Below are 2,219 nucleotides of genomic sequence, written 5' to 3'. Positions count from 1 at the left end.
CGTCACCGCCGACCACTTCGCCGGCGCTGCCGCCGACGAGGTCGCCGATCCGCGTCCCTACGCGGAAATCCTGCGCCAGTGGTCGTCGGTGCATCCGGAATTCTCGTTCCTGCCGCGCAAGTTCAAGATCGCGGTGACGGGGGCCGAGCGCGACCGCGCCGCCATCCAGACCCACGACATCGGCCTGCACCTGAGGAAGAACGCCGCCGGCGAACTCGGTTTCGCCGTCTATATCGGCGGCGGCCAGGGCCGCACGCCAATGGTTGCCCGCAAGATTCGCGACTTCCTGCCGGAAGCCGACCTTTTGTCCTACTGCACGGCGATCCTGCGCGTTTACAACCTCTATGGCCGCCGCGACAACAAGTACAAGGCGCGCATCAAGATCCTCGTCCATGAGACCGGCGTCGAGGAGATCACCCGCCAAATCGAGGCCGAGTGGCAAGAGTTGAAAGACGCCCAGCTGAAGCTGCCGGAAGCCGATATCCGCGCCATCGAGGCCTATTTCGCGCCACCGGCACTCGCTGAGCGGCCGGAAGGCGACCAGGCGGTCAAGCTGGCGCGGCTCGATTCCAAGGGGTTCTCGGAGTGGCTCGACCAGAATGTCGTGACGCACCGCCATCCCGATTATGCGGCTGTGACGATCTCGCTGAAGGGCATCGGCGAGGTGCCCGGCGACGCCTCGGACAGCCAGATGGACGCAATCGCCGACATCGCCGAGACATATGGCTTTGACGAGCTGCGTGTCAGCCATGAGCAGAACCTGATCCTGCCGCATGTGGCCCGCGCCGACCTCAAGGCGGTCTATGATGCGCTGGTCGGCATCGGCCTGGCGACGGCCAATTCCAACCTGATATCGGACATCATCGCTTGCCCGGGCCTCGACTACTGCGCGCTGGCCACGGCGCGCTCGATCCCGATCGCGCAGGAAATCTCGCGCCGCTTCGCCTCGCTTGAGCGGCAGCGCGAGATCGGCGAACTGAAGCTGAAGATCTCCGGCTGCATCAACGCCTGCGGTCATCACCATGTCGGCCACATCGGCATCCTCGGCGTCGAGAAGAAGGGCTCCGAACTCTATCAGGTGACGCTGGGCGGCTCGGCCGACGAGAACACCTCGGTCGGCGAGATCATCGGCCGCGGCTTCTCTTCGGAAGAGATCACCGACGCCATCGAACAGATCGTCGAGACCTATCTCGGCCTTCGGCTCGACCCACAAGAGAAATTCATCGACGCCTACCGCCGAGTCGGTCCCGCGCCGTTCAAGGAGGCGCTCTATGCTGGCGAAGCCAAGGCCGCTTGACCGTATTGGAGACGTCGATGACGGCATCGCCGCCAAAGCGGCGGGGCTCGATGCGCTCTATGGTCATCTGAAGCCGCTCGAGATCATCGAACGCTCGGCCCGCGAACTGTTCCTCGACGAGATCGCGGCGGTGTCGTCGTTCGGCGCGGATTCGGCCGTGCTGCTGCACATGATCGCCAAGATCGACCGGACGCTGCCGGTCATCTTCCTCGACACCGGCAAGCATTTCGAGGAGACGCTCGGCTATCGCGATGCGCTTGCCGCCGATTTCGGGCTGACCAACATAAGGGTGATCAAACCCGAGGAAGCAGCACTCGAACGGATCGATCCGACGGGCAATCTGCACCAAAGCGATACCGATGCCTGCTGCGACGTGCGCAAGGTGGAGCCGCTGGCGCGCGGTGTCGCGCCATTTCGTGCCTGGCTCACTGGCCGCAAGCGTTTTCAGGCCGCGACGCGGGCAGCGCTGCCGGTGTTCGAGGCGGTCGGGCCGCGCATCCGCATCAATCCGCTGGCGCATTGGACGACATCGGACCAGGCCGACTATATGCGCGCGCATGCGCTGCGCGAAAATCCGCTGGTCGCTTATGGCTATCTGTCGATCGGCTGCTTCCCGTGCACGCAGCCGGTGCAGCCGGGCGAGGACGCGCGCAGCGGCCGCTGGGCCGGTCATGCCAAGACCGAGTGCGGCATTCACCTGTCGGGGCTGGAGAAGTCGCTGACCGACGCATCCCTTTAGGATATGCTGATATTCAGGTAAGGCTGGCCTGCAAACGGCGGCTTCCTGCGCTTCCGGTGCTCACGTACTTCAAGTATGCTCCGCTCCGGTTCTCGGAAGCCGCCATTTTCGGCGCAGCCTGACCTGAATCTCAACACATCCTTGGTTTCGTTTGACTGTTTAGGAACTTTTTGATGACTGGAC

At 63.7% G+C, this 2,219-nt stretch carries 2 protein-coding genes and 1 pseudogene; 2 read left to right on the top strand and 1 reads right to left on the bottom strand.

Annotated features, from left to right (window positions below):
* A partial coding sequence (locus EN932_RS34540; RefSeq protein WP_164890795.1) for a nitrite/sulfite reductase occupies nucleotides 1–1,297 on the top strand: 1,297 nt, incomplete at its 5' end.
* Complete coding sequence (locus tag EN932_RS34535; protein WP_024502838.1) at nucleotides 1,272–2,036, top strand: phosphoadenylyl-sulfate reductase; 765 nt, start codon at nucleotides 1,272–1,274, stop codon at nucleotides 2,034–2,036. The genes EN932_RS34540 and EN932_RS34535, both read left to right, overlap by 26 nt.
* Here EN932_RS34535 and EN932_RS38545 read toward each other — a convergent pair.
* Nucleotides 2,033–2,219 (bottom strand): annotated as a pseudogene (locus tag EN932_RS38545) (hypothetical protein); the annotation flags it as partial. The gene EN932_RS34535 and the pseudogene EN932_RS38545 sit on opposite strands and share 4 nt — an antisense overlap.

This window comes from Mesorhizobium sp. M7A.F.Ca.US.002.01.1.1, assembly GCF_004022955.1.
GTDB classification, from domain to species: domain Bacteria; phylum Pseudomonadota; class Alphaproteobacteria; order Rhizobiales; family Rhizobiaceae; genus Mesorhizobium; species Mesorhizobium ciceri.
This window is presented reverse-complemented; position numbering and strand designations above follow the sequence as displayed.

Coding starts and splice junctions, on each gene's coding strand:
- EN932_RS34535 (WP_024502838.1), top strand. CDS start 1,272: ATGCTGGCGAAGCCAAGGCCGCTTGACCGTATTGGAGACGTCGATGAC.